This is a genomic window from Synechocystis sp. LEGE 06083, assembly GCF_015207725.1.
GTDB lineage: Bacteria > Cyanobacteriota > Cyanobacteriia > Cyanobacteriales > Microcystaceae > Synechocystis > Synechocystis salina.
In genome coordinates this window covers 1-26,105 of record NZ_JADEWJ010000016.1, presented here as the reverse complement: position 1 = coordinate 26,105, position 26,105 = coordinate 1, and the positions used below count along the sequence as shown (strand labels likewise).

The following is a 26,105-nucleotide window of genomic DNA, read 5'->3' as shown; positions in this document are numbered from 1 at the left end:
CGTCGGTTTCACTATGACCCGATCCCTGGGCAATGCGACGACGGCGACCGGGGGATTTGGCCAGTAGATCGGGGTTTTTCCTTTCTTCCGTGGTCATGGAACTAATCATTGCTTCAGTGCGCTTGAGTTCTTTTTCGCCTTTTTCAATGTCGCCACTGCTGAGTTTGTTCATACCAGGAATCATTTTCAGTAAGCCCCCGAGGGAGCCCATATTTTTCATGAAGCGCATTTGCTTGAGAAAATCGTCGAAGTCGAAGGTAGCTTCCAGAATCTTGTTCTGGAGTTTTTCCACGTCTCCCACATCGATCGCCTCTTGGGCCTTTTCCACCAGGGTGAGCACATCCCCCATGTTCAAAATACGGCTGGCTAGGCGATCGGGATAGAAGGGTTGCAGAGCTTCCACCTTTTCCCCCACCCCGACAAACTTGATCGGCTGGCCGGAAATTTGCCGCACTGATAGGGCCGCCCCGCCCCTGGTATCCCCATCTAGTTTGGTGAGAATTGCACCCGTAATGCCAATTTGTTCGTGGAAGGTGTGGGTTAGGTTCGCCGCTTCCTGCCCGGTCATGGCATCCACCACCAGCAGGGTATCGTGGGGGTCAACGACTTTTTTGATTTCGGCCAACTCCGCCATCATCTGGGGATCGATCTGCAAACGACCGGCGGTATCGATCAGAACCGTATCTACCCCCAGTTCCTTCGCTTTTTCCACCCCTTGGCGAGCAATCTCCACCGGGTTGGCATCACTACCAAGGTCAAATACGGGCACATCAATTTGTTGCCCCAGGGTTTTGAGTTGGTCAATGGCGGCGGGACGATAAACGTCGGTGGCCACCATCAGGGCACTGCGGTTTTCTTTGCGGAGATAAAGGGCTAATTTCGCTGTGGCGGTGGTTTTCCCGGTCCCCTGCAATCCAGCCATGAGGATGACGGTGGGAGCTTGATCGGCCTGGGCGAGGGGCACGTTGCTTTCCCCCATCAGGTTGACCAATTCGTCGTAAACGATTTTGATAAACTGTTGCCCTGGATTAACGCCGGTGATTACGTCCGCCCCAAGGGCCTTCTGCTCCACATCTTTGATGAAGCCCTTGACCACCTGGAGATTGACATCCGCCGCTAACAGGGCCCTTCTGACTTCCTGGAGCGCCTCTTTAATATTGCTTTCACTAATTTTGTCCTGGCCCCGGAGTTTCTTCCAGGCATCTTCAAGGCGATCGGCTAAGGCATCAAACATAGACTTTTAACGGCGGGACGGAACTTTTACGATTTGTAACCAATTCAACTGTAGCAAAGGGTTGCCCTGGACAGATAACCCTACTCTTCACTTTGCCTAGCCATGGTTAGGATTCTGGCTCCAGTTTAAAGATCTGCAAAGCTCAATTGATCTTAAGTTAACATCTTATCAAGATTTCTGTTCTGTGCTAGATTTCCTACGTGGTTTGTCACCCAATTAATCTTTCTACGTTTTTAGACATCAAACTAATCTATGTAGGAAGTTTTAATTGTCATTAACATTAATCATGGTGTTGATTATAATCAAGTTATCCTTAATCATTGTTAAAAAATGGATAATTCAGAGCAATGGTACACAAGAGAAGAAAGAGAGCTATTGCATAAAGCTCGCTATTTCTCAGGTTCCCATAATTATTTTTTTGAGTTAAAGGTAGCCAAAAACGGGTCAAAGTATATTGTTATTGATCAACGCAAGAAGGTTGGAGAAAAGTTTGTAGGATCAAAAATAAGAATTTTTGAAGATGAAATGTTGGAGTTTGAGCGTGTATTACATCAACTTATAGGTATTGCCTCTGGACAAATGCATATTTCTACCGATAACTTGTCTCAAGCAAGCCCTATAGAAGTAGACTTCAAAGACCTCTCGTGGGAAAATAATTCAGATATCTGCCCTAGCTTTTTTCGAATATTAGCTACCACTAATGACTGGCAAGAGTTTGAAAAATATACCTTTTTATTATTAAAATCACTAGGAATTGTAACTATCAAAAGTTTTCTTGGAGAAAAACAAGCTGGTAAGGCGGATGGATTTTTTCGCACTACTAATCTTTCAGTCATTTATGACTGTACCTTGGCGAAGGGAGACATTGAAAGTCTTAAAAATCAACAAATTATTAATTACTGTAGTCAATTGAAGCAAGGCAGAATAGAGTTTTCAGATAAAATAGTTGAAGAATTTCACGAAGATCATAAGCAAGTTTGGATAATCAGTCGTCAATGCTCTCGAAAAATTCAAGTAATTAATTCCATAGAAGTTAAATTAATTTCCATCCAAGATTTAATGAACCTATATGCAACTCGATTGACATCTAACTCTTCATATGAATCTTTAGATTTGCAACTAAGAAATATTTAGCATTTAAGAGCAATTATTTATACACTAAGCTAAATTTACTGTTTCATTTTCTCGATCTAAAGTTAACTGTATATTTTCTTCAGGATCAATAATTTGAACTTGTAAATCTTGGTAAAATTCTTCCTGAGTCAAAGATACTTTCGACTGAGAACTTAATAGTAGTAAAGCCCAAAATACGCCAACTTTATCTTTTTTGTCTGGTAATTTATCTGGATCTAGATGGTGATGCCAACAACGGAGTAGTGTGTCTAAATCTACCCAGGAACGATGGGGTAAATTGGGTAAAATTTCTGGCAGACGAGTTTGCAAAAACTGTTCCAATTGACTAGCCAATTCGGTTAAGTTTTCTTGGTGGGCTAATTCGGTGATAATTTGCAGAGCTTCCCGCCGGGATTGGGGTCGGGCCCGTTTCACCCGCTTTGGTTTTTGTTCACTTTTTTCGATCTCGACGGCGATCGCCTCGATTTGATCGATTAATTCCGCTAAGGTAACTCGACGACGTTGCAGAGGGGGGACAGCAGTGCGCCGACGCAGACGATTTTCTAAATCCCTTGGTAACCGAGCTATTTGCTCCTCGCTCCATTCTTCTAGATCTGCTTCGGGTATAACTTCTTCCGGTTCCTGCTCCAAGTTGTGGAGGCTATCGGCCTTGTAGCGCACTAACATGGAGGCCCAAAGAAAAGCCTGGCCAGAACGGGGCAAATTTTGCTGTTGAAAACTTAGGTCGAGGCTGTTGAGAATGCCTAGATCCTGCAAAAAGCGATCGATCACGTCGATCACTGACACATCCCAGGGGTTAATCTCCCCTTGGTGGGCCATTTCGATCAGGGTATCAATGGCATGACTCGCCGCAGATGGTGTCATAATTCCCTATGTTAACTGCCCGCTGTGAAGATCACCAGTTGGAGGACGCAGGCTTTATGGATGGTGTTTCCCTCGCGGATTTACGCTTGAACTATACCCAGGGAGGTTTAACAGAGGCCGAGGTGGCGGACCATCCCTTTACCCAATTTCATACCTGGCTGCAACAGGCGATCGCCGCTGAGTTACCGGAACCCAATGCTATGACCCTGAGTACTCTTTCCCCGGAAGGCCATCCGGTGGGACGTATGGTGCTGCTCAAGGGCTTGGATGAGCGGGGCTTCGTTTTTTACACCAACTATCAGAGTGCGAAGGGACAACAGTTAACAGCCCATCCCTGGGCCGGATTAGTATTTTGGTGGGCGGCCTTGGAGAGACAGGTGCGGGTGGATGGCCGGGTAGAAAAAATTGACCCCACCGAGTCCGATGCCTATTTTCAGTCCCGACCCCGGGGTTCCCAATTGGGGGCTTGGGCTTCTCCCCAAAGTCAAATTGTCGGAGATCGCCAGGTTTTGGAAGACAATTTAGCTCTTTGGGAAAAGCATTATGCTGGCCAATCCATCCCCCGACCAGCGCACTGGGGAGGATTTCGAGTTATTCCCCATCGGATCGAATTTTGGCAAGGTCGTCCTAGTCGCCTCCATGACCGCTTGCAATTTAATTTAGTTGATGGCCAATGGCAAAAAGAGAGATTAGCGCCGTAGAAGTTAAGCCCGCTCCCATGCCACTACTGACTTAAAACTCCGACACTGTGGTCAATAAAAATTATCAAGCTCACGTATTTGTGTACATTTAGATGCTTTAGCCTCCTTTCTCGACGCAAATTTGAATCGAATGTTTTTCTTACTTTGCCCTCTGTGGTGGTCAATTATTGATCTCGCCCCTGAATCTTCGTCTCCAATGGGGGTCATTTTTTAACATTTTTTAACATTTAGGCTAGAATCAGAAGATTGTTTTGCCATCATGGCCCTTAAGATAAATACGTGCGTCTAGAAATTCCCTCGCCTCAAACAAAACCCCCTTTCCTCAAAACTGAAGAATTACCCTTTACCCTCCAAGAGCTCAGAAGCGCCATCCCAGCGGATTGTTTCGAGCCATCAGTGGTCCGCTCCCTGGGCTACTTTTTTTTGGATGTTGGTTTAATTGCCGGCTTTTACGCCCTAGCGGCCTATCTTGATTCCTGGTTCTTCTATCCCATCTTTTGGCTGATCCAGGGGACCCTTTTCTGGTCTCTGTTTGTGGTGGGTCATGACTGTGGCCATGGTTCGTTTTCCAAATCCAAAACTCTGAATAATTGGATTGGCCACCTCAGTCACACGCCAATTTTGGTGCCCTACCACGGCTGGCGCATCAGTCACCGCACTCACCATGCCAACACGGGCAATATCGACACCGATGAAAGTTGGTATCCAGTGTCGGAGCAAAAATATAACCAAATGCTCTGGTATGAAAAACTGTTACGTTTCTACCTGCCTCTGATTGCCTACCCCATCTATCTATTCCGGCGATCGCCAGATCGGGAAGGCTCCCATTTCATGCCCAACAGTCCCCTATTCCGTCCCGGAGAAAAATGGGCTGTTCTCACCAGTAGTCTTTTACTTGCAACTTTTGTTAGCTTCCTTGGTTTTTTAACTTTCCAATTTGGCTGGCTATTTTTGCTGAAATTTTATGTTGCACCCTACATCGTATTTGTGGTGTGGCTAGACCTGGTCACATTTTTGCATCACACCGAAGACAATATCCCTTGGTATCGCGGTGATGATTGGTATTTTCTCAAAGGTGCCCTCTCTACCATTGACCGGGACTACGGTTTCATTAATTCCATTCACCATGACATCGGTACCCACGTTGCCCACCATATTTTCTCGAATATGCCCCACTACAAATTACGTCGGGCGACGGAAGCCATCAAGCCCATTTTAGGGGAGTATTATCGCTATTCCGACGAGCCGATTTGGCAAGCTTTTTTTAAATCCTATTGGGCGTGCCATTTTGTACCGGATCAAGGTTCAAGGGTATATTACCAATCCCCATCCAATGGAGGGTATCAAAAGAAATCCTAATTGAATCAAACTAATTTCGGGAGGGAAGGAAATATCAGATGGTATTATTCCCCCCGATCGCCCCATTAACAGTGCGTATCAGGTTCAAAACTTTTTAAAATATTCAAACAATAACCCGCCAAAAGATGAGCATTAAACCGACAACGGTACCATGGTGGGGGAGAAGATTGAAAAAAGACTGTTTGCTCAACTGTTGACTGAGAAAAATTGACCAAAGCACCCCCGCTAAAAGAAGCAGACCTTGCAAAAAGGCGATCGCCGCCGGATCCGCCACCAACATTGGTAAATCAAAGGGCAAAGACCAGTGGAAAGTTTTCGGCACTAGGGTCAACACCTGCCCTGCTTCCCCCAGGCCCAAGTTGAGATAATGGGCCAAGTTGGCTGCTAAAGTGAGGGGCAATAAACCGTAGGCTAGGTTAATGAAAGGAATTTTTTGCCCAACTTTAGGAGTGGGAATCAAAAAGTAGGCCATCAGTGGCAGTAAAGCTGGTAAAAATAGCAAGCCTAAGGAGAGCAAACCATGGTTAATAAATGTACCCACAGGTGGCAAATGCCATACTTCGATAAATTCCGGTAATCTCCTTAGTAAAACGCTATTAAGCAGTAATAACAATAATGCAACTTCGTAGGGGCGCACAGTATGGGTCGTAACAATGGCGATCGCCGGGGGACGTAGATTAAATTCCACTGAACGATGGGGACAGGCTTTTAAGCAAGTCATACATAGTACACAGTCCCGATTGTCTGTTAGTTGGGCTGGGTGGGTGCCCAAGGGACAGCCTTCCGTCGCTTGCCCTTCCCCTTTGGCGGGACCTCCCTTATAGCATTGGTAGGTAGTACATTCCGCCGAACAAGTTCCCTGTTGGGCCCGCAATTCGGTAATAGCTAATTTAGCAAACATGCCATTCATGCCGCCAATGGGACACAGGTAACGACACCAAAATCTTTGCTCAAAAATCACGGAGCAAACCATGGCCCCTCCGGTGATTAACAACAATAACCAAGCAGATAGGTAAGCGGTATTTTCCAAATTCCACAGTTCTTCCCAGAGTAAAATTAGGACAAAAAGGGCAAAAAGAAACCAACCACCCCAATTTTCTGCCGCCTGCCTTGGCCATTTTTTCAGTTTCCTGGGCCAGAGCCAGAGGGATAGTTTTTGGGTGATTTCTCCATAAATCATAAAAGGACAAACAGCACACCAAAGTCGACCAACAAAAATAAATCCCAATAGTACTAGCGGCCACCACCAAGCCCAAAATAAATTCAAAGCAAAATTTTGATCCCTAGTTTGAGGTCCCAGGAAAAGGATGGCCACAATAACAGGGAAAGCAAACACAGTGAAACCATAATTGAGGCGATCGGGCCACCAAGCACTGCGTAAGAATTGCCGCAATCGGGGATAACGATTGAGTAAATTAAGGCGAAATAATTGTTTCTTGCTTTGGGAGGGCCAAATAATTTCCTCGGTAATTACTTTTTCCCCTTGTAATTGGGTGACCGCCCGTTCCACCAGATTATTTAATTCTCGAATATTATTAGGAAAATCGTAAGCTTGTAAGCGGCGCAGGGCCTCCGGTGCGAGGTTGGGAACTTCGATGCCTTTGGAGCGACAAATTAAGCTGAGATAATAGTCAACGTAGTCTTCAATATCCGCTTTTCTCACCCGTAAAGGGGGAATTTTAATAGTGTTGGCAAAGAGGGGGGTAAGCTTGGGAATAATATTTTCAGCAATGGCAATTACCTTGGCTTGACTATGGCGAAAAGTTGGCTCTGTCTCTCCCGCTGTGGCCACAGGCTGGTAAATACCTTCACAAATTAAATTGGCGATCGCCGGCAAAAGTTGGGGATGCAATTCCTGGATATTGTTCAACAGTAAGGTGCCCTGGCCCAAGGCGTCTAGAATTCCAGATTTCCCCTGATTGGTGCCAAAAAGCTCTTGACCACTGGCGGATAGCAAAGCACAGTTAACTTTCACCATTGCTGACCGTTGGGCTTGGGCTGAGCCAAAATGAATTAGGGCGGCGGTGTTATCCTTCTCCAGCCCTGGCTCCCCGAACAGCAACACCGGCTTTTGGTCTGTTGATACCGTTTTAATTTGTTCCCGGAGCTTTTGGGCGTAGCGACTTTTGCCCATAATGGCCCGCTTAGCGGCGGGGACGAGGTAGGGGCGCAAAATCTTCTGTTTTTCCTGCTCAAAGAATAATTGGGCATTCAGTTCCCTAAGTTCTTGCACTAACTGTTGGGAAAACGCCTGGGTTATTTGGGGATAATCCTGGAGCAATTGCCGCATTTTTTGCCCCGGTAAATACCATAATTGACAGTCAGTGAGGGCAACTAAATCCTGTTCTAGGGGACTATCAATCATGAATGCCTCTAGATTAATGATTGCCCCTGGTAATAAGCAAAATTTTCTGGCACTGGACTCCAACTGTCCTTGGCCAAGAATGTACAAGTCCGTTCCCTGATCCCGATCTTTGGGTAGACTTTCCCCTTTAACTAAGGAAAATTCCATTAATTGGCTGGCGATCGCCTCCAGAATCTCCGGGGCAAGCTGGCCTAATTCCGTCCGCTGTCGGAGCCAGGAAAGCAAAAGGGAAAGGCGATCGGTCATGACAAAACCTCTAAAACTAGGCCATTCTGACAAAATTGGACTTGCTTGAGTGATAAATGTTAATGTTTGAAAATCTGACTATCAAAGACAAAAAATAATGATATTGCCCTTGAGTTAAGTCAATAGTCAACTTAGATTAGCGCAAGATTGAAATTTTAGTCAATTAGCTCAAACTTTGTTTCAATTTATTACATTTAATTATTTTTTCATTTGATTTATTGTGTTTCCGGCGGATGTAAGCCATGACAAGGTTGCTTGTGCAAATAAGTTCTGAACCCTTAACAATTGATTTTCCATCAATCGTATCGATGACAGAGCAACAATTTTATGAATTTTGTTTAGCAAACCGCGGTCTGCGCATCGAACGTACTGCCAAGGGAGAGGTAATTATTATGCCCCCCGCCTTCTCGGATACAGGCAATCGGAACTTTAACCTTGCTGCCCAACTCTGGAAATGGATCGAACAAGATGGAACAGGGCTTGGTTTTGATTCTAGTTCAGGTTTTACTTTGCCCAATGGTGCGATCCGTTCTCCTGATGTTGCCTGGATTAAACTGACAAAATGGAATCAATTGACCAACAAACAAAAGGCTTCTTTTGCTCCCATTTGTCCAGATTTTGTCGTCGAGTTACGCTCATCAAGTGACACCCTATCCAGCCTGCAGAAGAAAATGGATGAGTATATTGCTAATGGAACTAGATTAGCTTGGTTAATTGATCGTCAAAATCATCAAGTCCATGTTTATCGTCCCCATCAAGACCCGGAAATTTTAGACAATCCACTAACTGTAAGTGCTGAGCCAGAACTAGTTGGCTTTGAGTTAACTATGGCAAAAATTTGGTGAATGGCGCTCAAACAGTAATCGGAGTCATGGGCATTCCCCACCGCTTTCTTGGATCCCCAGGCTAACATCTCCGGTAGAATGGGCGGGGATTTAAGCGCAATTTGAGGAAGTTTGGCCAATGTCGAAGTTTGTTTTTGTGACTGGAGGGGTGGTATCCAGCATTGGTAAAGGCATTGTGGCCGCTAGTCTAGGACGGTTACTGAAATCCCGCCATTATTCCGTTTCCATCCTCAAGCTCGACCCCTACATCAACGTGGACCCCGGCACCATGAGTCCCTTTCAACATGGGGAGGTTTTTGTCACCGAAGATGGGGCAGAAACGGATTTAGACCTGGGACATTACGAGCGCTTTACCGATACTTCCATGTCCCGCCTCAATAGTGTTACCACCGGTTCCATTTACCAGGCGGTGATCAATAAGGAGCGACGGGGGGCCTACATGGGGGGCACGGTGCAGGTTATTCCCCACATCACCAACGAAATTAAAGAAAGAATTCTCCGGGTAGCCCAAAACACCAATCCCGATGTGGTGATCACAGAAATTGGGGGCACCGTGGGGGACATTGAATCCCTCCCCTTTTTGGAAGCGATCCGTCAGTTCCGCAAGGAGGTGGGTCGTCATAACGTTATTTACATGCACGTTACGCTCATTCCCTGGATTCCCGCCGCCAAGGAAATGAAAACCAAGCCCACCCAACACTCGGTTAAGGAGTTGCGTTCCATCGGTATTCAGCCGGATGTTTTGGTTTGTCGTTGCGATCGCCCTTTACATCCGGGCATGAAGGAAAAGTTATCGGAATTCTGTGACGTACCGGTGGAATCGGTGATTACTTGCCAGGATGCCAGCAGTATCTATGAGGTGCCGTTAATCCTGGAAAAAGAAGGATTAGCCCACCAGGCCCTAGAGTTGCTCAGAATGGAAAATCGATCGCCCGATCTGTCCCAATGGCAATCCCTGGTGGAAAAAATGCAGTCTCCCCACCATGAAATTACTGTGGCGTTGGTGGGTAAATATGTTCAACTCAGCGATGCCTATCTCTCTGTGGTGGAAGCCCTCGGCCATGCGGCGATCGCCAGTGACAGCAAACTTAACCTGCGTTGGGTCAGTGCGGAAGAAATTGAAGCCCAGGGAGCAGCCACTTTCCTGAAAGAAGTTGACGGAGTATTGGTGCCCGGCGGTTTTGGCATTCGGGGCGTGGACGGCAAAGTTCAGGCGATCGAGTATGCCCGGGAAAATCAACTACCCTTTTTAGGGCTTTGTTTGGGTATGCAGTGCTCTGTCATCGAGTGGGCCAGGAACGTAGCCAAATTGCCGGAGGCCAACAGCGCCGAATTTGAAACGGAAACCCCCAATCCGGTCATTAACCTCTTGCCCGAACAACAGGACGTGGTGGACCTGGGGGGAACCATGCGTTTGGGTCTCTACCCCTGTCGCATTGCCCCAGACACCCTCGCTTTTTCTCTCTACCAGAAGGAAGTAGTGTACGAACGCCACCGCCACCGTTATGAATTTAATAACTCATACCGCAACCAATTCACCGACACTGGCTTTGTCGTCAGTGGCACCTCCCCCGACGGCCGCCTAGTGGAAATCATTGAATATCCCCACCATCCCTTTTTCATTGCCTGTCAATTTCATCCCGAATTTCATTCCCGTCCCAACCAAGCCCATCCCCTCTTTGGCGGCTTCATCAACGCCATCTTAAAACATCGCAATGCCCCTGCTAAGATAGCGATTAACTGCCACACCGTTACCGAAGACCATGAGCCAAGTTAAAGAAATCCAGGGTAAGGCCCTGCCCCTAGTGGGGGACGACATCGACACTGACCGCATCATTCCTGCCCGCTTTTTGCGGTGCGTCACCTTTGACGGACTTGGGGAACACGTCTTTGCTGACGATCGCCAACAACAGGGGGGAAATCATCCCTTTGACCTACCGCAATACCAACAGGCAACTATTTTGGTGGTCAACCGTAACTTCGGCTGTGGCTCTAGTCGGGAGCACGCCCCCCAAGCCATTATCAAATGGGGCATCAAAGCCATCATCGGGGAAAGTTTTGCCGAAATCTTTTTAGGAAATTGTTTGGCCAATGGGGTGCCCTGTGTCACCGCCTCCCATCAACAGGTTACTGATTTACAGCAAGCCATCACAGCGGATCCTAATTTGCCAGTGAGTTTAGATTTAACCACCGCTTCCGTGACCTACGGCAAGCAAAATTTTGCCATTGTGCTTTCCGACGGAGCCCAGCAAATGCTGCTGGATGGCCAATGGGACACCTGTGGGCAACTGGTGCAAAACCGCAATCAAATTGTCGCCACGGCCCGAAAACTCCCCTATCTGCACTGGACCGCCGGTGCCGCTTAGAACGGGTTAAAAACTTCCCCTAGCCCAACTTGGCCGATAAAAAAGTAAAAGAATCTAGAGGACTATCGGTAATTTGCTGACCGCCCTTGGGGGGCAAAATACAATGTTGTCACCTCCCCCTCCGGGAGCCATTGCTATTCCGCTATGGGCATCAGTAGGTTAACTTTTTTGGGCACTATGTCGATAGGGCTGGTTTATGCCTAGCCCCAGTTTTGTTTTCCACTCCCACCACACGTCAGGAAACAATGGAAACCGAGCAACTTCTTTGGCAATATGGTCAAGGCACCAGGGACTTTAGTTGCATTACCCTACACCACGCCGACCTAATCCAGTCCGATTTACCCGATATCATCCTCAATCGGGCCCTGCTGGAGTATGGCAATTTCAGTGGCAGTAACTTTTCCCGAGCCCAACTGTGCCGCACTGACCTCAGCCATGCCCGCCTGATGGGGGTGCGGTTCTGTCGAGCAGACTTAACGGGCATAGATTTGAGCCACTCAGACCTAACTTGGGTGGACTTCACCGACTGCAACCTCAGGGGAGCCAATTTAGCCTATGCCAAACTCAAACAAGCTAAACTGATTCGCACTAATCTGGAGGGGGCTAACCTAGTGGAAACTAATTTACAGGGGGCGGTCCTTGAAGGGGTGAACTTCGCCAGGGCGGATTTGAGTGGAGCGGATCTTAGCCGTATCGATTTAGCGCAAGCAAATTTTAGCCGGGCTGATCTAGACGGAGGAGACTTTCGCAAAGCCAACTTCGACCACGCCAGCTTCTATAAGGCGGATCTAAGTCAGTCACAATTGCGTCACGGTAAAGTGGAGGAAGCTTTTTTACAGAGAGCCGACCTTAGTCAAGCTAACTTGAAGGGAGCAAATTTGGCGAGGGCATTGATGAAGGAAGTTAACCTCAGTTTGATTAACCTATCGGAAATCAGTCTCAAAGCTAACCTGGCCGGTAATCAGATTAACTTTGCGGGGTGTGCTCTGCGGAGCGCTGTTTTTCAGGGGACTAATTTCCAAAATGCTAATTTTGACTATGCTTCCCTGCGCAAGACTCTATTAGCAGGGGCAATACTGCGGGGAGCCAATCTAGTCGATGCCTGTTTGCAGGGGGCCGATTTGCGTAATGTCAGTTTTCAAAATAGTCACATCAGCAGTATAAACTTAGCGAAAACAATTATGCCGGATGGGAGCGTGCATCCCTAATGAGAGTGTTTTCGGTTTTTGTGGTAATCGGGGGGGTGATGGTATTGGCTGGTGGAGCCCTGATGGCGATCGGCAATCCTGGTAAGCCGGACTATGAAGATTATGCCGTAGAGACCCTCAGCACCTATCTGAAAACCGAGATTTGTCCTAAAGCACCGGCGGATTTCGGCGGCTTCGTGCAGAGTTATTGCAAAACCTTGGTGGATGCGGGGCAACCGCAAATTAAGCAAGTCATCGCCCAAACCACTAATCAGCAAAACTTTTTGTTGTTTAGCATTTATGAAACCACCCTAGCTCTGCCGGATCCTTTCCCTACCTACGAGTTTCAAACCATTGGGGTAATGAAACAGTTTTATACCTACCAAGCCATGGAAATGTAAACAGGTGACCGATGGATGGCGCCAAAAGAGAGCCCAGGCGGAACAGCATTGTTAACCAGGTAGTTAAGTTTGATTAATTAATTTTGTCCGACTATTGCCGTTGTGTAATTGTTATTTTAATCTTTCCCTTTGTTGGTTGTTGATAATGACAGAGTTAATTAAATCTCTACCAAGTTGGCTCAAGATTACGCTCGTTTTCCCCATCCTCTTTTTGAATGGGGTTTTGTTAACTCTGATCATTGATCGTTTCCGTGACCTCTTTGACTACATCATTATTGCGACCTTAGTGACTTTCTTGCTCAAGTTAACCATTGGTTTTTTAGTTAGCAAGGGTATTGGTAAACGGTTGGCAATTTTTGCGGTCATTACCATCAGTTTTGCACTGATCGCCCTGGGGGGAATTACGATAGTCCCTTTAATGGCCAGTCAATTGAGTAATCTTTCCCAGGATATTCCCCATTGGCTCAGTGCCAGTAAAGACCATTTAGATAATTTGCGCAACTCTACTTTCGCCCTAACCCTGGATGGCATGGGGATCAATATTGATGACCTATTGCAAAAGACCTACATTGCCTTGAGTAAAGAATTGGACCGCATTGGGCAAATTAGTCTGAAAGTATTGACCGAAACCATTGGGGGCGTGGTGGATACCCTAGTGATCTTGGTGTTAACTATTTTTTTATTAGTGGGGGGGGATGGTTTTTGGCAAGGAATTCTGAGTTGGTTACCCTCTCCCTGGGAGAAAAAAATTCCCCAATATGCCAGTGAAATTTTCCGGGATTATTTTATTAGTCGTTTAATTCTGGCGTCGGGGTCTAGCCTAGCTCGCTTGGTGGTTTTTGCCGCTTTAGGCATTCCCTACAGTATTCTTTTCGCCTTTAGTTTGGGTTTGGCCAGTTTGATTCCCTTTGCTGGGGCGGTGGTAACCTTTATTGGCACTGTGGTTTTAGTTTTAAATGGTTGGGTAGTGGCAGTGAAATTTTTCGTCAGTGCCATTGTTATTGATCAAATCACCGACAACGGTGTGGCACCCAAATTAATGGGGGATAAAATTGGCTTAAATCCGGTCTGGATCTTGATTTCAATCTTTGTCGGGGCAGAAATAGCCGGTTTGCTGGGGGTACTGCTGGCAGTCCCGATCGCCAGTGTGATCAAGAAAGTGGTTGATGATGTGCGGGCTGGAAAAACTGATCTCAGTGAACCTGAGCCCCAGGATCCGCCGGAGATACTGCCGGAATCCCTTGCTTAGGGTGGGAACGTATGTGGGATGACAAAAAAATTAAGACAATCTAGCTCAAACCAGATGTAAGAGCAAGCAAAAACCTGAAAAGCTGAGAAGAAGCACCACCACGCCGTTTTACCTCAGTTTATGACCTGGTGTAACCAGGGGGGAGTCATCAATTCCCGTTTTCGTTTCCGGGTACGAGCCCGGTCTACTGCCACGCAGAATGCACAGAGACACCCTTATTTTTCAAGCATAGATCAAAAAACGTTGTTGGCAGTCACCAACGCGGTAGTTACTTCCCTGCCATTATAACCCGATCCTTTGGCGATCGGGCAATGGGACTAGACTCCCAACCGGGACGTTAATTGGGCTAGCAGTCCCGTTGGGTAAGGCACTAAGCGGAATCAACCTGGGCCGTATTCAGATTATCCTTGGCGATGGTTGAATTTCCAGAGGGCACTGGAAACCCAGTTGGTGAGAATGTGGGCCACAATGGGCACCAGTAAATTACCGCTGGCGATCGCCCCGTAGCCCAGCACCAAACCCACCACTGTCGCCCAAACCACATAGGGCCACTGCTCAGCACTGCTCAGGTGCAGTACGCCAAAAACTAAACTGGAAACCACCACGGCCAACCCCCCAGCCCCCAGGGCCGATAACATCACTCCCCGAAATAGTAATTCTTCGCTTAGGCCGGGCAACAGTCCCAACCAGAGTAGGTCAGCCCACACCAAGGGTTTAATGACAAAGGCGAGATAGACATCGGCACTGGCTCGATAGGCAGGCCAAAGTCGGTAAATTAATCCACTGGCCAGGATAATGGCCACCGCTAAACCTACTCCTATTAAGGCATCCGGAGCATTTAAACTTATCCTTAACAGGGTTACATCCCCCCACCATTGCCAAAGCTTAGCAATGATCAGCAGTAACACCGCTGTGAATCCCATCACCCCCAAAATTTGGGTACGGTTCAGGGGTTCCATTTCGGAAGGACTATTAGATGGAGACACAGATACTCAGGGTAGGCGGTGAAGAAGGGGAAAATCCGGTTGGAAACAATCAAGGTTAATGCCTGCACGGTCTGCACACAGCACACCGATCGCCTCTAAATAAGAGTTTACCCTAACCACAGAAATGCCTAGGTCTTCGGCATAGACTTCTAGTTGGGTGGAGTTATTTTCCACCGCAATGATGCGGGTAGAAGTTTGGCTAAAACTCATCAGGGCCGAACCACCGCAGGCACTGGCGGGCACAACCACCGCATTCACGTCCCGACTCCAGAGGGTTTGGCCATCGGTGCCGGGAAATCTCTGGTAGTGGGGAGCCCGACTCAGCCCCATCAACACACAGGGTAAAAAGGTGTAGCCCAATTCCTCTGCCGCCGACCGGGGAGAAATCTCTGGATCCAGGGGTAGGGGACTCAACGCTGGAGCATGGGCACAGGGCACCTGAAACTGCCGCACCACCAAATGGGAAATGACTGCTTCGGCCCCCGCCAAGGGATCCACTCCCCGGCCATGGCGATAATCAGCTAGCACTTGACTGCCCACGTCGTCGGGAAAGCGAGCAATAACGGCGATCGCCTGGGCCTTGGTCTGGGTCAATAACTTATCCGCCGCCCGCAATAAGCTTTCTGGATTGGCAATGGTCCCCCAACTCGTCCCCGAGGCCGATAGTCGCAACTCTACCCCCAGGGGTTCATCCGTAACAACATAATCCGTCAGAGTTAAACCGAGGGTGGCCCTGGCTCCGTCCGCCACCTGCAAATGTCGCCAGCGCAAATCTTCCTCAATGCCCTGGTCCAAAATCAGCCCAATGGCATTTTGATGCCCTGGTGCGAGACCCCAATCCCCCTGGGCAAAGCGGTCTAGGGCATAACCTTCCACATAAAGAGCATTAGGTATGGGGTAATAAAGTTGAGCCCCGTTCAATACATTGGGATGGGTAATTAGGCGATCACACACTAGAGCCATGGCCCTGGCGATCGGCAAAGCATCCCCAGCGTAACCACCAATGGCCGCCCCCACCCCAGTGGGAATGATTAAAGTGACGTTATAACTCAAAGTAACCGTAAAAGACTGGAACTGGTGAAATTTAAACTTCTAGACTTCCTGCACCGCTGTTACTGTGACCACCGCCTCCACCTGGGCTTTTTGTTGCTCTTTGTCCACCGCTGTCACCGCCCACCGCAGGGGATCACCCCGTTTGGCCAACTCCGCTTCAATTTCCCGTTGCAGTTCTAGGGGATTTTCCTGGAGGTCAATTTCCGCAGTGATGAAATGAGTAGTCATGGTTGATTGGGCTGATGTATGGGACTAGGCAAAGGGAAACCTGATTGGATCTTAGCAAAACCCCAGGAATTTCTCGCTATAATTCCAAATTGACCACAAAGCTAACTTGGGCAAAACAAAAGCTTGAAAAAGGTTGTAGTTGGCATTACCTCCCTTCTAATCTGGAGTTTATTAGTGGGGACAGTGTTATGGGGAGAAAGTATTTGGTTTTCCCATCCTCCCCTGACTCCTGGCGATCGAGCTTCCCTTAACCAATATTTGGCCGATCGCCTTAACCAAGGGGAGGGTAAGGAATTAGGCAGTGCTGCCCTAGCCCTGATCCAGAATAGAAAAGTAGAGACCGTACATACGGTGGGTGTGGAGAATGTTGATTCCCGTTCCCCCGTTAATCCCCAAAATACCCTCTACCAAATGGCTTCCGTAAGTAAACTGGTCACCGCCTGGGGAGTCATGAAATTGGTGGAAATGGGACAGATTAATTTGGACGACCCAGTGTTGCCCTACCTTCAGCGTTGGCAGTTTCCCGCTGATAGCCCTTACCGAGCAGAGGTAACCATTGCCCAACTGTTGAGCCATACCGGTGGACAGAACGATCATTTTGGCTATGGGGGATTTTTACCGGGGCAACCATTGCAAACCTTGGAACAGTCCTTGACCGTAACAAACGATGTGGCCTTTGGGGAACCAAGGGGAGTGGAAGCCGTTTATCCACCAGGAAAAGAGTTTAGCTATTCCGGTGGCGGTTACACCGTTCTGCAATTATTGGTGGAAGAGGTAACGGGAAAGTCCTTTGCTGAATTTATGCAGACACAAGTCCTTAACCCGTTGGGTATGACCGGGGCCAATTTTGATTGGCAAACCATTGTTGCCCAGGGACAGGCGGACAATTTAGCCACTAGTTTTACTGAAGATTTACAACCCAGTCCTCCCCGCCATTTCACTGCTACGGGGGCGGCTTCTCTTTATGCCAGTTTGGCTGACATGGTTAAATTTGCCCAAGCCCTTCTGCAAGGGAATCCTGTCCTAAGCACCGAGACTCTCAACGCCATGGCGGAACCACAGCCAGGCACCAAGGGAACTTGGGGTTTGGGCATGATGCTATACCAAACCACGGACAATGGGGGCCATGTTGTGGGCCATGACGGAGGGAATGTACCTGCCCTGAACCACACTTTGCGGGTTAATCCAGCAACGGGTAATGGCATTGTGCTGCTGCTATCGGGGAACCGTAACCTAGCTAGTGACCTAGGGGATGATTGGGTTTATTGGGAAACCGGTAAGTTAACGACGGCGGCCAGGCAACGATTTTGGCAGTCTCGGCTCATACCCGGTTTAGTGGCCATCGGGGCTGGGGCGATCGCCATTAGCATTTGGATTTTTATGCTCCCGGGGTTACGGCGACGATTTTCAGGTCATTAAAACTCTGGGTTTAGAACTCAGACTACGGTGAATGCCTTACCATAGTTGGCTATGGGCACAGTCCTCTGCTCACATTTGAGGTAAATGGTCAGCACCTCCTCCGATGGCGATCGCCGCCGCACGATCAACTTACCCCCCAGTAGTTGAAAAAGGTTTTTGGTCACGTCCCAATTTAAACTTAGGCAACCTGTTTCCGGCTGGAACATGAGCAATTCCCCCAGGGCCTTGACGGGATTGGCTTGGTGCACCGACTGGGTATGGAACTGCACCTTTAATTGGTCCCCGGCGGTGGTGATTTTTAAATGAATTTCTCCGCCTCCGTTGAAATTCCGCACAAATTTTTCAATCATGCCCCCCAACACCTGGTCCAACAAACTGGGGTTACTCCACACCTGGGGCAAGGAATGGGGAATTTGCGCTTGTAAATTAACGTTGTAGCGTTGGGCCTGTTTTTGCCAGCGGGGAATCCCGGCTTGAAACACTGCTTCTAGGGACGTGACTGTCAGGGGTACCACCAATTCTGGCAGGGGCGTTGACTCCAATTCCGTGGCTCGGAAAATCAGATCCATGCGGCTGATTTGATCACTACACTCCCGGTCAATGGATTCAATTCGTTTGAGCACTTCTGGGGAAAGATCTTTACGTCGCAACAACAACTTGGTCAGGGTGCGAATACTAGTTAGAGGAGTGCGCACCTCATGGGTTAAAGCTTGGAGCAGTTCCACGTCTGGGGATGGTTCCGCCGCTTCCTGTTCCTGCAGTGGGGAAAGATTATGGAGATTGGGCTGATAGTCCAGCATTAACTGCCCGAAGTAAGTCACCAAACGGAAATCGGGCTGGGGAAAATTAAAGGCCGCTATGGCTTTTTGCAGGAGGGGCAGGTCAGAGCCTAGTCCGTACTTGAGACGAGTCTGGAGACTAAACCAAGCTTGTTGCAAAATCTCCGGGTCAAAACTCCAGTAAAACTGGGCTAAACCCTGCTCATTCTTACCCAACAGCAATAACAAACCAAATTGGGGGGTCATCAGCCAGCAAAATTGTTCTTCCGCCAAGGGATCCTGGGGAAACAGGGGAATTTCCCGCATGGCAGGGGTTGGACTCCATTCAGATTCCTCACCAACTAAACAGGGCCAAGGGGAAAACTCCTCCCAGGAAGTGGTAATGCCTTGGTAAAAATTTCGCACCAGCACCGCATCTTTGAGCACCGGAGCAGGGCCAGCCAAACAAATTCCCGGTAATTCCCCCCCTACATTGGGTAAAGTCTGCCTTAAAAATGGCTCCAAAGCGGCGATCGCCCCAAACCATTGTTGCTGGGCTTTGGGATGGGCCCACTGGGGAGCCCGCCCCCGGTCATATCCTCCCCAACCGGAAGACACAAACAAATCACTCAACTTTAGGCAAACTTCATTCACGGGAACCAGATTTTTAGGTAGGGAAAATCAACAACGGTAATAGCGGGCGATGGAGATCTGAAAGGGGCAAGGAGATAGCAAACTTTTTGCCACTGCAATTTAACAGACTCAGCAGTGTTGGTGTGGCCTCTCCCCCTGATGGTAAGCCGATTTTCCTTTCCCCCTTAGGCGTAAAACCGAACAAGATCCGACGGATGGACGCAAAAGCGCGAAGAAGTGATGACAAATTTGCACCGCTATCCATCCTGACCAGGGGAAAACTCCATTAATTCTCCGATCATTTTTGTAATGCGTTAACACTATGATCATTGGCAGAGATACGATCAGATAGAAATTATGAATTTATGCGGTTTTAAAATCTAATTACCTAATTAAGGTTTTGCATTGGTAGCATCAACCACTCGGACCAATTGTCTTCCTACGGTGAGCATATCCAGCGGAAGAACTTCGTCACCCCGTTATTTTTAAGTAACCGATCTCCACTCTAGTCCCCTACGAAAAACATCGTAATTCCCTCGTTGATGCCAAAACTGGCCATAGCTTCATTGCTTTTGAAGAAGAGACTACTGAGTGTCAACAAAAACATTTTAATGCCAATATTTTTTAACTAACAATTTATGTTGTCCATTGTTGGAAAATTGCTGACTATTCCATCCTTGGCGATCGCCCCCCACAGTGGAACCGGACACAACACAGACAGAAAAAACGCTAATAAATTCAGTATTTATCACTGTAGAATTTTGTTTTATATCAAGTCGAATAAAGATACTTAGTTACCGAAAAAATAAAATCGGCACAAGCTATCAAGTTTTGGCGATCGCCATAATCGTAGCTGTAGACAATTAATTATTTTCAATAAATCGGATTAAAGAATTTATAAATTACAGAGTAAAAAGGTTGAAATCGAGACTAAATTACCTTGATATTGACTATGACTGGAAAATTTTCTATTAATAAATTCCCCTAAAGTCCTGTTTCGTACAGATAAGAATGTAGTTCTGAAGATAAGCTTTTGGTTTGGGCCTGCCCGGCGTCCCGTTTGCGCGCAATCCTTACTCTATAAAGAGATCAGCTTATCGTGCAGAGTAAATTTTCCCAAGCTTTGGGAGACAAGGAGCCATAAGCATTTTAATTCAAATGAATCTAAGAGGTTTTGGCATACAACCTTTATGATTGTTAGTGAATTGAGATGCCATTTTTAATTAATTGCATTGCCAATGACCAATAACCCCCCCATAAAATTAAATCAGTTATTAGGACTCCTCCCCGTCGAAGCTTATAAACGTTTAACTCCCCATCTCAAAAAAGTTGTTTACAAGATCGGCACAGTACTATACGAGCCCAATGAGGTGATGGAATTTGCCTATTTTCCCAATACAGCCATGATTTCCGTTGTTTCAATTATGGAGGATGGCTCCACCACAGAAATTGGTTTAATTGGCAATGAAGGAATGGTGGGATTGCCTATTATTCTAGGGGGAAAACAGACCACAAGTCAGGTCATCGTCCAGGTGCCAGGGGAAGCGTGGAAACTAAGTGCCCATATACTGTTGCAGGAGTTTGAGCAGTCTCCCCAACTGCAAAGAATTTTGTTGCTCTATACCCAAGCGAGACTTACCCAGATTTCCCAGAGTGCCGCCTGCAATCGTCAACATAAAATTGAAGAACGTCTGGCCCGCTGGTTAATGTCCGTCCATGACTGTGTTCAAGTGGACGAAATCCCCCTCACTCAAGAATTTGTCGCCAATATGCTCGGAGTTAGGCGATCGGGGGTAACCATTGCAGCGAACTCTCTGCAACAGTCCGGCATGATTGCTTATCGTCGGGGAAGAATAACTTTGTTAGACTACGATGCCCTTAAAAGAACTAGCTGTGAATGCTACCAATTAGTACAAGATGAATATATTCGTTTACTTGGTTTTCGTCGGGGTTAAGCTAAGGATAAGAGCATGATCGTACAGACAAAAAGCAATATTTTTACTAGGTTGGGTGTGGGGAATAATGAGTAAAAAAGCAAAGGTTCTTTAGAGATAGACACACCATTACCGGGTGAGGAATTCTGGATTAAGTCTGGATAAAATATTTTCAAAAACTGTCTAGAAACTTTGCGGCGACGGCAAGCCTTAAAGCGTCTTGGAGCATCAAACCCAATCATAACGTTGGCTTTTTTAGAGTTTCCCGCCATTCGGTCGTACAACTATTGCCAGTTTAATAATTGGTGTGATGCAATGTCCTCCTATCTTGTAAACGAAACTCTGGCGGTGGTGGAACAAGAAATTGATCAGTTTCTGATAGACTTTCCCCGTGACCACCCCTATGTCATGGCCCTATCGTTGCCCTCTTTTCGTCAACAACTCAAAGCCAAGATTTTGAGCACAATTCCTAATCGTCATAAAGTTAGAACAGACGAAGATTTAGAATTTACCTCTGTCCATGGCTATACCGGCGTAATTGAAGAAAAATTGGTCATTGAGGAAAGAATTCTTCGGGCAATGCCAGACATGATTGATGACTTGAGATATCGTGTTCATCAGGAAAATTCAGGGGAAATTATCGACCAAGATACCCAAACAAATTCACTTTATCTGAATACGGATTGGTGGGTGAGGGTACACACAATTATTCCCTGTGTAACCTATTACTTTGGTCCTTTCACCGATCAAAAAGAAGCTAGCACGGCTTATCCTGGTTATCTCGAAGATTTGAGGGCAGAAAAGGCCATCGGTATTTTTGCTGATATTAAACGGGACTGCCCCCGTAACTTAACCCTGGTTGACTCACCAGCAGATCTGAAACAGGATCAGCAACGATTGTGGAAAATTTATAAAAAAATTTATCGACAAAAGTCAATCCTCGAAAATTCCTACCACAAATTATTAGAGCTGTTACCTGGAAATTACTTAATTGTTGATTGCCATGGAAAAATCCAAGATGCGAACCAAAATGCTTGTCGTTTGCTTAACACCAATAGAGAATCCCTCAGGGGAAAACCTTTTATTTACTATGCACCTCAACAACAAATTTCATTACTCGAAAACCATCTGGAAAATATAGTTAAAGATCAGAGTGAATGGCAGGTGCCCTATTGTTGGTCAATGCAACTCCAATCCCTAAGCAGTATTTCCATCAGTGTGGATATTCAAGCCACCCAAAAAAGAGATGACAACGGTGAAATTAATGGTTTCTATTGGTTATTAAACGATATAACATCCCTTGCGACCATTAATGATCAACTTTATTATGAATCTCACCATGACAGTCTGACTTGTTTACCTAACCGTCGTTCCCTAGCTCTTTTTTTAGAAAACCTACACCAGAATGTCCATGCCGGAGACAACTATGGTGATCAGGTATTTGCACTGCTGATGCTGGACTTGAATAAATTTAAGAGCATTAATGATCGATTCGGGCATTTGTTTGGAGATAAAGTGCTACAACGGGTAGCAGAAATCCTCTTGGAGTGTGTGCGAGAAGGTGACCAGGTTGCTCGACTGAGTGGAGATGAATTTATAATCGTTTTGAAGTCAACCCAGTCAGGCGATGATGCGAAAAAATGTGCAGATCGCATTCATCGACTATTCTCCCGTCCGTTAACGGTGGAGGGGATTCAATTGCTTGTTAGCACTAGTATCGGTGTTGTGATCAGCAATTACGACCAGTTTGATTATGAACGTTTAATCGATTATGCCGATACTGCCATGTATGAAGCCAAACGAAACGGTAATTTGTTTGTGGTTTTTGATGATACCCAACCTTCAGCTAATGGCAAATCCCACCCGTCACCAATAAAAAATTTATCCTTAGAAGAAGGGGAAGGGATTTAATTTTGGGTTTTCGGCAGGCGCATTTAGACTTTTTGTTGGGGCACAGGATTTCTTCGCTAGGCTCACTCGCCTTATCTCCCCATAGCTAAAGCTAGGGGCTTTACCACGATTTTCGGTAACTTGGCATTCTTTGGATGGTGAAATTTTTCCACTAACTATCCATTTCTTCCAACAAATAGCAAAAGGGGAGCGGTTGGAACCCGACCCCCTTGGAGATAGTTATTATTTTTTGCCAGTTTGATGAAAATTAATTTGTCTTCGATAGGTGAAGGGATAAAATTTATCCTTCCACCCAGAGTGAGCTATTCAGACACAGCGGCACTGGAAACAGCTCCCCCAAAGGAGTCGGTTTCTTTAACGAAGCCAGTGTAGGCCTCCATGCCATGTTCGCCGATGTCCAAACCAATCATTTCTTCTTCGCCGGATACCCGGATACCCATGGTTTGTTTGAGAATAATCCATACGGCAAAGCTGAAGATAGAAGTGAAAGCTCCGATGGTGGCAATACCGATAATCTGGATGATTAACTGGTTAATGCCACCGCCGTAGAACAAACCTTTCTCCATGTTAAATAAGCCTACCGCTAGGGTTCCCCAGATACCATTAACTAAGTGAACGGAAAGGGCACCTACCGGGTCATCGATCTTGATTTTGTCGAAGAAAGCAACGGAATAGACAACAATGATGCCAGCAATGCCCCCAATGATTACGGAACTCCAGTAGGATACTCCGGCACAGCCTGCGGTAATGCCTACCAGACCAGCAAGAACACCGTTGATTACCATGGTCAAATCGGGCTTACCGTCTTTGAGCCAGGAAGTAAACGTGGCAGTGATACCACCAGCAGAAGCGGCCAAGTTAGTGGTGACGGCAATGTAAGCACAGGCTTGATCCGCCGCTAACTGGGAACCAGGGTTAAAACCAAACCAGCCAATCCAGAGAATTAAGCAACCGAGCATGGCAAAACCCATGTTATGGCCGGGGATAGCACCGGGGCGGCCATCGACGAATTTACCCAAACGAGGCCCAAGTAAGAATGCCCCAGCTAAGGCGGCCCAACCTCCGACGGAGTGGACCACTGTAGAACCAGCAAAGTCAATGAAACCCATGGTGTAGAGCCAGCCGCCCGCATCCCAAACCCAGTGGCCGGTAATGGGATAGGCAATACCCACTAAGAGAACGCTGAAGATTAAAAATTCGTTGAATTTAATCCGTTCAGCAACAGCACCGGAAACAATGGTGGCGGCGGTGGCAGAGAACGCAACCTGGAAGAGGAAAAACACCGCCACAGGCAAGCCCTCGGGAAAGGGGCTTAATCCATAGTTGGAGTGGTCCCCAGCTAGGAAAAATCCGCCGAAACCAAAGAAGGGATTGCCACTGCTGCCGAACATCAAGGAAAAGCCGATCGCCCAGTAAGCAATGGTTGCCAAGGCAAAAACAATCAGGTTTTTAGTCAGGATGTTAACGGCATTTTTCTGGCGGCAAAGGCCAGTTTCTAGCATACCGAAGCCGGCATTCATGAAAATGACCAGAATGGCTGCTATCAAGATCCAGATGGCATTAAGGGTTCCCTGGAGGGTGGCTACACTCTCGTTGACCACCGTGATGTCGAGTACCTCCACATCTTGGGCGATCGCCGCAGCATTCCAGATCGCCACAATCAGCGCCGTTAAGGGAACACAGGCCAACCAGGGGGAATTTATTTTACGGCGTACAAAGCGAAAAAGAGAGGATTTTTCTGCCCCTATACGCGAGGAATGTGTCCGATTAACAGGACTCCTCTCACCCACATTTAGTTTAGACAATATCGAATTAGACATTTTGTACTTTAATCTACATTGTTCTACGAAAGTCCTCCGCCACTCATTTCTCCCAAATTATTAAGCCAGCTCTGTGATAGTGCCTTGCCATAGATTTGGTCGAAGAATAGAAGAAACTAGACTTTTTCGGACATCAAACCATTAGAGTATTCAATTTTTACATGATTGTTTTCTGTATGATTTACTACTTTTCAAATGGAAAATTCGGTGTAAACCTGCGGACTTTGGCGGCTGACCGGCTTTTTGCCATGGGGGCAATCGTCTTTTTGTACTAATAAGCCTTTGCGGTCTGGATTTGCTTCAGCAAGGTGCGGATTCGATCGCCAATTTCTGTCCAGGCTTTGGTTGCCACTAAATGGGGAGGGAATAGCTGGCCGGATAGACCAACGGCGATCGCCCCGGCGGCCAGGAAAGCCTGGGCATTTTCTAGGGTTACCCCTCCGGTGGGAATGAGGGGAATTGGGCCGAGGGGCCCCTGGAGGGCTTGAATGTAGTCCACTCCCCCCAAGGTTTTAATGGGGAAAACTTTGACGGCGGTGGCGCCCTTCTGCCAGGCTTGGACAATCTCTGTGGGGGAAAAAGCACCGGGAATAATCGGTATGCCATGGGCCACGGCGCTGGTAATTAACTCCGGCTCACTGTGGGGAGTAAAACAAAATTGGGCCCCGCTGGCAATGGCCTGGAGCAAATCCTGTTGGCGGAGCACTGTCCCTGTACCAATGGCACAATGGGGGAATTGATAGCGCAGATGGGCAATGGTGTCCCCTGGCCGGTCACTGTTCCAAGTAATTTCCACTAACCCCATGCCTGCTTCGATGGCCACCTTGGCCAATTGCACACTAAGGTCGAGGGAATCCGTACGAATAACGGCGATCGCCCGATGCTTTTGCAACGTTTCTAACCATGGCGATCGCAGAGCAGCGATGGCGGCCCCTTGGGGGTGGGCAAAATCATCAACGATGGACAAACTACAAACTTCCCATACTTAATACTGTTTTAGATTACCGCTCCACCATGGCCCTTTCTCCCCTTTCCCGTTTCCAAGCTTGTTTACTCCTGGCCCTGGGGGGAAAAGACCAAAGGCAAAGGCAATGTCAACCAAGCCTAGACAGTTTGCCTCCATGGGAAGAACCCTGGGGAAATTTATTGGCCTCCCCCTATCAAACCTCTTTACCGCAAACATTTTGGCAAAATGCTTTATCCCGCCAGCCGACTTTTACCCCGCCCCAGTTGATAAATTGGTTAATTGTTTTAGCCCTCTACCACCACGAAAATCCCCTGGGCTTTAGGCAGGATTTATCCCACTGGTGCCATCTTTGTCAGAATCATTGCCCTGAATGGGTTGGTGGTGCCCAGGCCCAGCCAGCCCTATTACTGTGGCAAAGGCTATTGACCCTCATCCTGTCGGAGAG

21 protein-coding genes, 1 other RNA gene and 1 pseudogene are annotated in these 26,105 nt (G+C 47.3%); 13 read left to right on the top strand and 10 right to left on the bottom strand.

Annotation, left to right across the window (positions count from 1 at the left end):
- Positions 1-1,234: signal recognition particle protein (ffh, locus tag IQ219_RS02360; RefSeq protein WP_194071575.1), on the bottom strand; the 1,234-nt coding region annotated here is incomplete at its 3' end.
- A gap of 330 nt (positions 1,235-1,564) precedes the next feature.
- Here ffh and IQ219_RS02355 point away from each other — a divergent pair.
- Positions 1,565-2,368, top strand: coding sequence for a hypothetical protein (locus tag IQ219_RS02355; RefSeq protein WP_194071574.1), 804 nt, complete (start codon positions 1,565-1,567; stop codon positions 2,366-2,368).
- A 24-nt stretch (positions 2,369-2,392) separates the two neighbouring features.
- On the opposite strand, the gene IQ219_RS02350 is transcribed toward IQ219_RS02355, so the two are convergent.
- Positions 2,393-3,232 (bottom strand): segregation/condensation protein A, encoded by an 840-nt coding sequence (locus IQ219_RS02350; RefSeq protein WP_194071573.1) that lies wholly within the window; start codon positions 3,230-3,232, stop codon positions 2,393-2,395.
- A 56-nt stretch (positions 3,233-3,288) separates the two neighbouring features.
- On the opposite strand from IQ219_RS02350, the gene pdxH reads away from it, so the two are divergent.
- Positions 3,289-3,933, top strand: a complete 645-nt coding sequence (gene pdxH, locus IQ219_RS02345; RefSeq protein WP_194071578.1) for a pyridoxamine 5'-phosphate oxidase — start codon at positions 3,289-3,291, stop codon at positions 3,931-3,933.
- Positions 3,934-4,212: 279 nt separating this feature from the next.
- Positions 4,213-5,292, top strand: a complete 1,080-nt coding sequence (locus IQ219_RS02340; protein ID WP_194071572.1) for a fatty acid desaturase — start codon at positions 4,213-4,215, stop codon at positions 5,290-5,292.
- A 103-nt stretch (positions 5,293-5,395) separates the two neighbouring features.
- Here IQ219_RS02340 and IQ219_RS02335 read toward each other — a convergent pair whose 3' ends face one another.
- On the bottom strand, positions 5,396-7,903 hold the full coding sequence (locus tag IQ219_RS02335; protein WP_194071571.1) for a sigma 54-interacting transcriptional regulator: 2,508 nt from the start codon (positions 7,901-7,903) through the stop codon (positions 5,396-5,398).
- Between the two features lie 308 nt (positions 7,904-8,211).
- Here IQ219_RS02335 and IQ219_RS02330 point away from each other — a divergent pair, with 308 nt between their 5' ends.
- From IQ219_RS02330 to IQ219_RS02305, 6 genes are all read left to right on the top strand, one after another.
- The gene (locus IQ219_RS02330) at positions 8,212-8,748 is read left to right on the top strand and encodes a Uma2 family endonuclease (protein ID WP_228016650.1); all 537 of its coding nucleotides are present in this window, start codon (positions 8,212-8,214) and stop codon (positions 8,746-8,748) included.
- 118 nt (positions 8,749-8,866) lie between these two features.
- Positions 8,867-10,525: a glutamine hydrolyzing CTP synthase gene (pyrG, locus tag IQ219_RS02325; RefSeq protein ID WP_190598425.1), complete on the top strand. Its 1,659-nt coding sequence runs from the start codon at positions 8,867-8,869 to the stop codon at positions 10,523-10,525.
- Positions 10,512-11,114 carry a 3-isopropylmalate dehydratase small subunit gene (leuD, locus tag IQ219_RS02320; protein WP_194071570.1) on the top strand — a complete coding sequence of 201 codons (603 nt, stop codon included), beginning with the start codon at positions 10,512-10,514 and terminating at the stop codon, positions 11,112-11,114. The genes pyrG and leuD overlap by 14 nt, the downstream gene beginning before the upstream one ends.
- A 245-nt stretch (positions 11,115-11,359) precedes the next feature.
- On the top strand, positions 11,360-12,322 hold the full coding sequence (locus tag IQ219_RS02315; protein WP_194071569.1) for a pentapeptide repeat-containing protein: 963 nt from the start codon (positions 11,360-11,362) through the stop codon (positions 12,320-12,322).
- A complete protein-coding gene (locus tag IQ219_RS02310) occupies positions 12,322-12,702 on the top strand; it encodes a DUF4359 domain-containing protein (protein ID WP_194071568.1) in 381 nt (126 codons plus the stop codon). Before IQ219_RS02315 ends, IQ219_RS02310 begins: the two co-directional genes overlap by 1 nt.
- A gap of 145 nt (positions 12,703-12,847) precedes the next feature.
- Entirely contained in the window at positions 12,848-13,951 is a 1,104-nt protein-coding gene (locus IQ219_RS02305; RefSeq protein ID WP_194071567.1) for an AI-2E family transporter, read from the top strand.
- An 88-nt stretch (positions 13,952-14,039) separates the two neighbouring features.
- On the opposite strand, the gene ssrS is transcribed toward IQ219_RS02305, so the two are convergent.
- From ssrS to IQ219_RS02285, 4 genes are all read right to left on the bottom strand, one after another.
- Positions 14,040-14,225, bottom strand: a non-coding RNA gene (gene ssrS / locus IQ219_RS02300) — 6S RNA.
- 127 nt (positions 14,226-14,352) lie between these two features.
- A complete protein-coding gene (locus IQ219_RS02295; protein ID WP_190598430.1) occupies positions 14,353-14,937 on the bottom strand; it encodes a type II CAAX endopeptidase family protein in 585 nt (194 codons plus the stop codon).
- Between the two features lie 6 nt (positions 14,938-14,943).
- Positions 14,944-15,990 (bottom strand): DUF3326 domain-containing protein, encoded by a 1,047-nt coding sequence (locus IQ219_RS02290; protein ID WP_190598431.1) that lies wholly within the window; start codon positions 15,988-15,990, stop codon positions 14,944-14,946.
- Between the two features lie 39 nt (positions 15,991-16,029).
- Complete coding sequence (locus IQ219_RS02285; RefSeq protein ID WP_194015796.1) at positions 16,030-16,218, bottom strand: hypothetical protein; 189 nt, start codon at positions 16,216-16,218, stop codon at positions 16,030-16,032.
- Positions 16,219-16,341: 123 nt separating this feature from the next.
- Here IQ219_RS02285 and IQ219_RS02280 point away from each other — a divergent pair, with 123 nt between their 5' ends.
- Positions 16,342-17,637 carry a serine hydrolase gene (locus tag IQ219_RS02280; RefSeq protein WP_228016649.1) on the top strand — a complete coding sequence of 432 codons (1,296 nt, stop codon included), beginning with the start codon at positions 16,342-16,344 and terminating at the stop codon, positions 17,635-17,637.
- 17 nt (positions 17,638-17,654) lie between these two features.
- Here IQ219_RS02280 and hik34 read toward each other — a convergent pair whose 3' ends face one another.
- Positions 17,655-19,049 carry a two-component system sensor histidine kinase Hik34 gene (hik34, locus tag IQ219_RS02275; protein WP_194071566.1) on the bottom strand — a complete coding sequence of 465 codons (1,395 nt, stop codon included), beginning with the start codon at positions 19,047-19,049 and terminating at the stop codon, positions 17,655-17,657.
- 1,217 nt (positions 19,050-20,266) lie between these two features.
- On the opposite strand from hik34, the gene IQ219_RS02270 reads away from it, so the two are divergent.
- A complete protein-coding gene (locus tag IQ219_RS02270; protein ID WP_194071565.1) occupies positions 20,267-20,983 on the top strand; it encodes a Crp/Fnr family transcriptional regulator in 717 nt (238 codons plus the stop codon).
- A gap of 294 nt (positions 20,984-21,277) precedes the next feature.
- Entirely contained in the window at positions 21,278-22,873 is a 1,596-nt protein-coding gene (locus IQ219_RS02265; RefSeq protein ID WP_194071564.1) for a diguanylate cyclase, read from the top strand.
- Between the two features lie 302 nt (positions 22,874-23,175).
- Here the strand turns inward: IQ219_RS02265 and IQ219_RS02260 are convergent, their stop codons facing one another.
- Both IQ219_RS02260 and IQ219_RS02255 read right to left on the bottom strand, forming a co-directional pair.
- On the bottom strand, positions 23,176-24,693 hold the full coding sequence (locus IQ219_RS02260; RefSeq protein WP_190596602.1) for an ammonium transporter: 1,518 nt from the start codon (positions 24,691-24,693) through the stop codon (positions 23,176-23,178).
- Between the two features lie 271 nt (positions 24,694-24,964).
- Positions 24,965-25,609, bottom strand: coding sequence for a bifunctional 4-hydroxy-2-oxoglutarate aldolase/2-dehydro-3-deoxy-phosphogluconate aldolase (locus IQ219_RS02255; protein WP_194071576.1), 645 nt, complete (start codon positions 25,607-25,609; stop codon positions 24,965-24,967).
- Between the two features lie 98 nt (positions 25,610-25,707).
- Between IQ219_RS02255 and IQ219_RS02250 the strand changes: the two are divergent.
- A pseudogene (locus IQ219_RS02250) lies at positions 25,708-26,105 on the top strand (hypothetical protein); the annotation flags it as partial.

Excerpts from the sequence above, each read along its gene's own strand:
- IQ219_RS02270 (WP_194071565.1), top strand. The coding sequence starts at position 20,267 with ATGACCAATAACCCCCCCATAAAATTAAATCAGTTATTAGGACTCCTC.
- IQ219_RS02350 (WP_194071573.1), bottom strand. The coding sequence starts at position 3,232 with ATGACACCATCTGCGGCGAGTCATGCCATTGATACCCTGATCGAAATG.
- IQ219_RS02355 (WP_194071574.1), top strand. The coding sequence starts at position 1,565 with ATGGATAATTCAGAGCAATGGTACACAAGAGAAGAAAGAGAGCTATTG.
- IQ219_RS02315 (WP_194071569.1), top strand. The coding sequence starts at position 11,360 with ATGGAAACCGAGCAACTTCTTTGGCAATATGGTCAAGGCACCAGGGAC.
- leuD (WP_194071570.1), top strand. The coding sequence starts at position 10,512 with ATGAGCCAAGTTAAAGAAATCCAGGGTAAGGCCCTGCCCCTAGTGGGG.
- IQ219_RS02265 (WP_194071564.1), top strand. The coding sequence starts at position 21,278 with ATGTCCTCCTATCTTGTAAACGAAACTCTGGCGGTGGTGGAACAAGAA.
- IQ219_RS02310 (WP_194071568.1), top strand. The coding sequence starts at position 12,322 with ATGAGAGTGTTTTCGGTTTTTGTGGTAATCGGGGGGGTGATGGTATTG.
- IQ219_RS02285 (WP_194015796.1), bottom strand. The coding sequence starts at position 16,218 with ATGACTACTCATTTCATCACTGCGGAAATTGACCTCCAGGAAAATCCC.
- pdxH (WP_194071578.1), top strand. The coding sequence starts at position 3,289 with ATGGATGGTGTTTCCCTCGCGGATTTACGCTTGAACTATACCCAGGGA.
- IQ219_RS02335 (WP_194071571.1), bottom strand. The coding sequence starts at position 7,903 with ATGACCGATCGCCTTTCCCTTTTGCTTTCCTGGCTCCGACAGCGGACG.
- IQ219_RS02330 (WP_228016650.1), top strand. The coding sequence starts at position 8,212 with ATGACAGAGCAACAATTTTATGAATTTTGTTTAGCAAACCGCGGTCTG.
- IQ219_RS02305 (WP_194071567.1), top strand. The coding sequence starts at position 12,848 with ATGACAGAGTTAATTAAATCTCTACCAAGTTGGCTCAAGATTACGCTC.
- IQ219_RS02260 (WP_190596602.1), bottom strand. The coding sequence starts at position 24,693 with ATGTCTAATTCGATATTGTCTAAACTAAATGTGGGTGAGAGGAGTCCT.
- pyrG (WP_190598425.1), top strand. The coding sequence starts at position 8,867 with ATGTCGAAGTTTGTTTTTGTGACTGGAGGGGTGGTATCCAGCATTGGT.